This window comes from Sphingobium sp. (assembly GCF_035511395.1).
GTDB lineage: Bacteria > Pseudomonadota > Alphaproteobacteria > Sphingomonadales > Sphingomonadaceae > Sphingobium.
In genome coordinates this window covers 1-7,024 of the sequence record NZ_DATKFP010000372.1, presented here as the reverse complement: position 1 = coordinate 7,024, position 7,024 = coordinate 1, and the positions used below count along the sequence as shown (strand labels likewise).

The 7,024-nt window shown below is 64.4% G+C and carries 7 protein-coding genes; all 7 read right to left on the bottom strand.

Annotation, left to right across the window (positions count from 1 at the left end; translation table 11 throughout):
* The coding region (locus VMR39_RS25575) for a conjugal transfer protein TraG N-terminal domain-containing protein (protein WP_325420531.1) at window positions 1-2,056 on the bottom strand (2,056 nt) is incomplete at its 3' end.
* A gap of 8 nt (window positions 2,057-2,064) precedes the next feature.
* On the bottom strand, window positions 2,065-3,489 hold the full coding sequence (locus VMR39_RS25570; protein WP_325420529.1) for a conjugal transfer protein TraH: 1,425 nt from the start codon (window positions 3,487-3,489) through the stop codon (window positions 2,065-2,067).
* Window positions 3,490-3,536: 47 nt separating this feature from the next.
* Entirely contained in the window at window positions 3,537-4,097 is a 561-nt protein-coding gene (locus VMR39_RS25565; RefSeq protein ID WP_325420533.1) for a hypothetical protein, read from the bottom strand.
* A gap of 38 nt (window positions 4,098-4,135) precedes the next feature.
* A complete protein-coding gene (locus tag VMR39_RS25560) occupies window positions 4,136-5,017 on the bottom strand; it encodes a conjugal transfer protein TraF (protein WP_325420526.1) in 882 nt (293 codons plus the stop codon).
* On the bottom strand, window positions 5,014-5,610 hold the full coding sequence (locus VMR39_RS25555; RefSeq protein ID WP_325420524.1) for a S26 family signal peptidase: 597 nt from the start codon (window positions 5,608-5,610) through the stop codon (window positions 5,014-5,016). The genes VMR39_RS25560 and VMR39_RS25555 overlap by 4 nt, the downstream gene beginning before the upstream one ends.
* Window positions 5,582-6,472 (bottom strand): type-F conjugative transfer system pilin assembly protein TrbC, encoded by an 891-nt coding sequence (locus VMR39_RS25550; protein ID WP_325420522.1) that lies wholly within the window; start codon window positions 6,470-6,472, stop codon window positions 5,582-5,584. The genes VMR39_RS25555 and VMR39_RS25550 overlap by 29 nt, the downstream gene beginning before the upstream one ends.
* The coding region (gene traN, locus VMR39_RS25545; RefSeq protein WP_325420520.1) for a conjugal transfer protein TraN at window positions 6,444-7,024 on the bottom strand (581 nt) is incomplete at its 5' end. The genes traN and VMR39_RS25550, both read right to left, overlap by 29 nt.

Here is a 7,024-nt window from a genome sequence, read left to right as displayed (position 1 = left end):
AGGCGTTGGCGGTGATTTTCGCAAAGGTCGGGTCGGCACCCGCCTGGGCGATCACGGTCGACGCCTTGAGCGCAGCGTCCTTCGCGTCATAGCCGCTGCGCTCAAAATGCCGCTGCGCCCCCGACTGCATCATCTCATAGGCGCGCTGGTCGCCGAACGCCTTCCACTGCACCATATTTTGCGCGAAGGCGGCAAAAGCGCGTTCGCCGCCCTGGCCTTCGCCGAAGTAGCTCGTGCCGAGCTTGCGCAGCGCGTCCCCTTGCGCAAAATTGTGGACGGCCGAGGTCGCCGCATTGCTGCGGATCGCGCTGGCCGTGCCAGGATCGCTCAGATTCCGCCCGACAAGGGCTGGAGAGAGACCGCCCAGTTCCCGCGCGGCATCGGTCCGGCCAAGTCCATACGCCGCTGTTCCCGGCGCACCGCCGCCATGTTCGCCCAGCACCGATCCGGCGTTTGCGAAGGCACGGTCCAGCCCAAAGCTGCTGCGTTCGCCGAAATCGCCGAACCCGGACGATGTCGAGCGCCGCGCCATCGTCCCACCCGCCGAAGCCTGCGTTTCCAGCGCCGAGGCATAGCCCTCGCTGGTTCCCACCGTCGCCGCGGCCATGCTGCCCTGACCCTGGACACCCAGCATGCCCGAAGTGAAGGCGGTGAACATGTTACCCGAGAAACGGAATACCGTGAACACGAACGCACCGGCCAGTCCAGCCGCGGCGGTCCGGAACGAGCCGAAGATGGCCAGCGCCTTCATCGCCGCCGAGGGCGCGAGGATCCAGCTGTCGGCCGCGACGTTGGTCGCGCGCAGTTCGGCGAGCACGTCCATCGCCCGCCCGAGGGTGAGCTGATAGATACCGGCATCGATCACGCCCCACAGCGCGACGAACACAAACAGCCCCAGCGCGAAGCTCGCGACCCGCAGGTTGATGGGCGTCAGGATGAACAGCAGCGCAATCGGCATCATCATGAGCATGATCGCAAAGACCGAGGCCCGGATGGTCGGCATCCACTCGTTGGCGGTCGAGAGCGTGGCAAGCCCATTGGATTCGATGGCCCGGTTCGCCATCACCCGCGCGGTCGCCGCCGGTGAATCCTCGAACAGCACGTCACCGACGGTCTGGCCGAGCAGGATGTTGGTGATGAACTTCTGCCGGCTCATCGACTGGCCAAGCATCATGTCACCCAGCCCATCGATCTGCTGGCGACAGCGATCGCGCTGGCCCGCCTGGGTCAGATCGAATCCGGTCCGGGCGCAGACCTGGTCGCTATAAGCATCGAACAATGTACTGTCGGACAGACGGTCTGCGATATAGCCCCAGGCCGCTTCGCAGCTCATCGTCGTTCCCGCCTTGTCGCTGGCGGTGTAGACGGTCGAGAAAGTTGCCGGGCCGGCCATCGCGGCAAAGGAGGCGGGCAGGTCGGTCGAGGTCCGGAAAAGCTGATCATCGTCGACGCCATAGGCGGGCGAGACGCGGGCGACCGGATAGCATTGGCGCACATAGTCCTTCACCGTCGCGTCGAGGAAAGTGTCCACGATCGGGCTGCGTGGACTGACGGCATTCAGGAACAGATCGAACGCATGACCCCCGGCGCCGAACTCCAGCTTGGCATTAGGATCGGTGGTGTTGTCGTCGATGGTCTCGGCAAGTGCGCGTTCCATGAGGTTGGTGACGCCCGCGACCAGCACGATCAGATTGGGGACATCGCCCACTGGCTGATAGGCGTTGCGCACCCTGTCATAGATATGGACGGTGCCTGTCGTGGCGATCATCCCCGCGAAAAGGCCGATGCCGACCAGCATCTGGAAGCCGAAGGCGACAAGGCCCATGCCGGAGCCCTTGATGCTGGCGATGACAGCGCCGAGGCCAATGCCGACGACCGCGACAATCAAGACCAGCGTCTCATAGCGCGGATCGCCGAAGATCATCGCGACGAGGTGGAAAGCATCGACCGTTTCGGAAAAGCCGTCCCATGTGTGATAGCTGGCGTCGATGGCCAGCGCGGGCGTGGCAGTCAGGCACCCAAGAAGGACGAGGAGGGAGCGGATAAGGTTACGCATGGCTCGTCTCACCGGTTGCGATTGGCGTTGGCGCCCGCGGCATCGCGGGCATCGCGGTCACGCTGGCGAACGACGCCGGCGTAGCTCGCCGACAGGTTCGCCTGGTTCATGGCGGCCATGTAGGACTGACGCATTTGCGCGCGCTGGCGCAGCACCTCGTCCCGCAGTTCGCGCAACTGCTCGATACCCTTGGTCAGGATGCGGGTCTGGCAGATGTTCGTGTTCTCGGCATCGGCTGCACCTGCCGTCGTCACGCCGCGCTCTGCGTTCTGCAGCGCGAAGTCGATCGAGCGGGTCAGATCATTGAGCATCTGATAGGCGAGGGTGAGGGCGACCAGTTCATCGGTGTCAGCGATCACGCTGTCGGTGAGGCCCTGCCGTACGCCCCATTCGAGCAGGCGATAGACCGGCAGGGTCCGCACATTGGCGACGAACTGCTTCTCTTCGGTGGTGAGGGCGGACCGGGTACGGATCTTGGCGGCCACCGATTCCATCCTCGCGCGCGCCAGCACCAGTGCGCCGCGCCCGGCGCCGTTCACCGAGCAATCCGACGCGGTCGCGGGAATGTTGAGCGCCCGCGTCGGCACGCGCCCGGTCAGGAAATCATCGGCGCTTTCGGTATCCTGGCGCGGGCAGGCAGGGATCGCCGAGAAAAGCGGCACCTTATCGTTGTCATCCCAGCGCATATAGACATCGCCGACGCGGGCGCGCATCACGCTAGCCCAGTCGGATGCGCCAACCCGCGCGGCGGCATGGGCGAGCAGCGAGCCGGTCTTGAAGATGTCCATGACCTCGGCCGGGCAATTGGCGAGCGCGTCCTTCAGATCCTCGGTTGGATTGCCCTTGTTCGCCTGGATCTTTTCGCGGCTCTGCTGCCAGCTATTGGCATAGCCTTCGCGGATCGACTTGTAGCCGGTCATTTCCTCGACGATCCCCGACATATTGTCGTCGCCTTTGGCAATCTGGACCATGCGATTGGCGAGCCGGCAGTCGTTCACCTGGATCGAGTTCAGGAAATTGGTCGCCGCTTCCATCTTCGAAATGATGTTGCCCATTTTCTCGTCGAGCGTTTCGAGCAGATACTGAAAGGCAACGGCCGGGGCGGCCTGCAGGATCGTCTCCAGTTTCTGGACGAGATAGTCGGGGTCGAGGAACGACATGCCCCCAAGAAACATGTCGATGCCGCCACAGCCCGCCTTCACCTTGGGAAGGGTCAGGGTCATGAGATAGTCGTCATGGACGTCGACCCGGCCCGACATTCCGCCCGCGGTCACATAGCCGCGGGTCTGATCCTCGAAGCTGCCGGGCGAGGTGTAGGTGACATTATCGAACCAGCTTTCGGCCCAGCTTTGCGCATAGGCAGGGGCCGCCTGACCGCATGAAGCGACGATGATGGAGAGCGCGAGGGTCAGGCGACGTGGATAGTATCCCATGGCTGGCTTCCTGGTGAAAGAGGACCAGTGACGCCGCCCCGCCATGATCAGCGTCCCTTCGGGTTGGAGGAGGTCGGCGCCCTCACGCCGACGATCCCGGTGAATTTCGACATGGCGCGCACGCCCACCGCGGCCCGGGCCCCGGTCAGCATCCTGGTAGCAAGCCAGGCGTTGCGCGCGATATTCGGTTCATGATCGGTGCCGATCGCGATCGGTACCATGCGGTTCGGGTCGGCAAGTGGCCGTACCCATGCGACCGGGTTTCCAACCCAGGGGAGGCCGAGGCGTCCCGAGCGTAACATCGCCTCCTGGGCGCCGATGGTCCGCACCTGCCAGCCATAATCCGCGCGGAAAACGAGCAGCTTCGACCATAGATCGCCGCAGGGCGTGCAGCCGGGCGATGTGCTCATCTCGACGATATAAAGCGATGCCTGGCTACGCAGCATGGTCTCGAAATCGGCAGGAAAGTTGCGCGTCACCGGCACGCGCGAGAGCCAGAGGCGCATGTCGGCAGCTATCGATACCGGATGGATGGCGGCCCGCCTGGCAAGATCCCGACCTGTCTGCTGCGCAGCGGCCATTGCTGGCGTCAGCACCCATGCCGCCATTAGCATGGCCGTGGCGAACGGGGCTCGCCCCAGGCGCGTCACGGCCTGGGCTCCCGGGCGTCGATGAGGTCTCCGCCGATCACGCGCGGATCGGTCGAGGCGACCGGTCCGTTGGCAAGCGCATCGAAGAATCCGTCTTCCTCGCCCGCCCCCGTCAGCCACTGCTCGGGCCGGATATCACCGCTCAGCAGCCTCACTGCCTGATAGGCCATCTGCGCGAGATTGGGGTAGGTCTCGACGCCTGCGGCGATCACCATGCGCTGGGCGCTGTTCCGGCGAATGACCATGGTTGTCGGCGTCACCTCGACCCCGAAGCGCTGGCTGAGTTCCGGTTTGCGGTCGAGATCCATGAGGCTGACCTGCCAGCCCATATCCTCCTGGAACCGCTGGACGATCGGCCATTGCACCTTGCAGTAGCCGCAGGAGTCCCGTGCGAACATGACCAGCGCAAATTCCCCGGCGTGCGCGCGCAGATATTGGCGGCGGACCTGATCCTTGTGCGCGCCGAGCGCATCGCGGGCCTCACCGACCATCGGATTGGCGGCGCGGGCATTGAGCTGCGGATAGGTGAGCATGGCAAGCTGGGTGACGCCGGCAAAGGCGCGAGCCTTGCGCCGGGCGAAGTCCTGCAGTCGCCAGAAATCCGCGACCGCATCGATCGTAAGGACGGTCGCGGCGTAGTCGCGCTGCTGTTCGATCAGCTTCGCGATCCGGGGCGGCGACCATTTGGCCAGCTCCACCATCGGCGGTATGACGGGCTTCGGGACGGCTTCATCCTGCGCCTTTTCCGCGGTGTCGGGTCTGGGCGTCTCGTACCACCAATAGCCGCGCGTCCCGCGATCGCCTGTGGTTGAAGGCGTGGTTTGCGCGCACGCAACGCCACTGAGGAGGAAGGCACCCAAAGCGAGAACGCGCTTCACAGCAGCTTCTCCATGCGGGTGAGCCGCTCGATAGCGACCGGGCCATAATAGCGGCTGTCATATCCGTCGGGATGGCTGGAGCCGACGAAGATCATTCCATCTGGAATGCGCGGACTTTCCGGCCGCCAGTGTGTGAGCATCTTGCCGCTGCGCGCCGCAGGCTTGCTGACGCCCATCAGCCTGCCGTTGCAATAATACCAGCCATTCCGGCCCCCGCCCAGAGTGGCGGGCTTTTCAACCATGACGATCCGGTCGCCCGGCATGCATAGCGCATATTTGGTGACATTGGCCGGCTGTGGACCGGCAAGCGGATCGGACAGAATGAACGAGACGAGGTCACCGTGACGGACCGGGCCAGGAGAGCGGTGCACGACCCAGGCGTCGACCGACGGCGTCATGACCAGGGTCATCTGCGGCATCGCCCACCAGGCGAGCAGGCCGATAGGGAGCACGATGCCATAAGCCTTGAAGAGCTGCGCAGGCCGCGCCGGTTGGCCAAGACCGCTCGCGCCCAGCGCCACGGCCGCCCGGAGCGGCAGATCCCTGAGTTCGCGCCAGGCACGCTCACCGGCCCGCCAGCTGAGCAAGAGCATCTCGCACCTCCTCCTTCCTGCCGAGGCGGCCATATTCCTCGAGAAGCCCGGACAGGGCGGCATCGCCAAGAACGAGATGCGCCGCGCGCGGACTGGCCTCATCGCGCTCGCAATAGGGAAGCGTGGGATCGCCCGGGATCATCGCCAGCGCGGGCACTCGGCTGATGCCATGCTGTCGGAATACCAGTGGATCGACGATCAACTGCACGTCCCGCATGGCGCAGGCCGGACCTTCACAGCCCGGATCGATACGCAGAATCGCAGCCGACAATTTCGCCATCGGCGCGACCTGTCGCATTCCGCCCGGCATGCCGCGAAAGGCCATGACACCCCCAGCGCGCTCGAGCTGTCCCGCGTAGGTTCGTAGCGTCTCGACCGGCATGGAGGATGACACGAACAGGACCGGGACCCAGTGCTTCCCACCGTTGGCGGATATGACCCCGGATAGTGCCGTCTCCTCGGGTTGCTCCAACCCCAATGCTTGTGCGATTCGCCGACTAGCGGCTTGCCGTTCCGTGGCCAACGCTTCGCGTGCGGCCGCGACATCAGCCTCCACACGTTTCACCATGGTGGGATCGCTCTTGTGCCGGGCGAGCCCATCAAAAGCGCGGCGCTGCGATGTGGCGTTCGGTTTAGCCGGCAGGACGGGCGAAGGCGACGTGGAGGACTTGGCCTTACCGGCGGCGCGCTTCAAGCGCTCAAGCGCTGCCTTGCCCTCGTCCTGAATCCGGGCCCGAGCATCGTCGCTGCGGGGCTGATCGGCTAAGGCCTGCGCTTCGCTCGCCGTGCCCCACACCAAGCCGAGCGCAAGACCTGCCGGAAGCAGGGCGCGCCTAGTTGCTGATCGTCTGCATATGGGCATCGATCTTGTCCTTCATCTCGATCTGGATTTCCGATTGGGCGCGCGCCTCGATGTCCGCATAATATTCGGAGAGGTCCATTCGCGAGAAATCGAGCGCTTGAAACTCTTCAGGCGTGAAGCCCCGGCAATAGGGTTCTTTGGGTGTACCCCAGCCAATCGCGCTGAACGCCTTCAACTGGGTCCGACCCTGCTCCTGGATGATACGGCCAAGCTTGGTGTTGAAGCAGCAATGGCCGCGGGCCTTCTGCACGCAGATGCCCAGGATGCTCGACGAACAATAGCTGCCGACCTCATGGCACATGCCCGAACCGCGCAACATGCCCACGTCCATATCCTGTTCGTCGCAGCCCTGTAGCAACACCTCGATCATGAAATTGACGGCCAGGCTGATCGCGATCGATGTGGGATCGATGCCGACGATGATCGCATTGGCGCCGGCACTCGCCGCCTGGCTTGCGGTCGCGCCGGCCTTGAAGGCGGTATACGCGGCCTTCATGCCGGTGAAGACGCCCTTGGCGACCGCGATCTTGGTCGAAATAGACGAGATCGAAC

What these genes read in the sequence shown, in the direction of transcription:
- VMR39_RS25570 (WP_325420529.1), bottom strand. Translation starts at nt 3,489, where the DNA reads ATGGGATACTATCCACGTCGCCTGACCCTCGCGCTCTCCATCATCGTC.
- VMR39_RS25555 (WP_325420524.1), bottom strand. Translation starts at nt 5,610, where the DNA reads ATGCTCTTGCTCAGCTGGCGGGCCGGTGAGCGTGCCTGGCGCGAACTC.
- VMR39_RS25565 (WP_325420533.1), bottom strand. Translation starts at nt 4,097, where the DNA reads ATGGCGGCATGGGTGCTGACGCCAGCAATGGCCGCTGCGCAGCAGACA.
- VMR39_RS25550 (WP_325420522.1), bottom strand. Translation starts at nt 6,472, where the DNA reads ATGCCCATATGCAGACGATCAGCAACTAGGCGCGCCCTGCTTCCGGCA.